Consider the following 243-nt stretch of genomic DNA (forward strand, 5'->3'; position numbering starts at 1 on the left):
GGCGCGCCTCACAACGCTGTCGGACATGGGCGTAGGACGCCGAATGACCGTTACGTGCGGTAATGATGTAACCCTTGCCGGCGAAGATATGCGTCTCGATGAACTGCAATTTGCCTTCATGGCGGATCGGCGAATACGTGACGATGAACAGCGCATCGCCGAACGTTTCCAGCTTCGGTCGGCTGTGTTTTTCCAGGGCGTCTTCGATGGCCAGTTCGTGCAGGTTGAACTGGCGTTGCAGGT

The 243-nt window shown here is 57.2% G+C and carries 1 protein-coding gene; it reads right to left on the reverse strand.

Features of this window, described 5'->3' with window-relative positions:
* The coding region (locus tag ACCD03_RS25635) for a CorA family divalent cation transporter (RefSeq protein ID WP_413413298.1) at positions 1-243 on the reverse strand (243 nt) is incomplete at both ends.

Origin of the sequence: Ralstonia sp. Ralssp135 (genome assembly GCF_047304345.1) — a bacterium.
GTDB classification, from domain to species: Bacteria; Pseudomonadota; Gammaproteobacteria; order Burkholderiales; family Burkholderiaceae; genus Ralstonia; species Ralstonia chuxiongensis.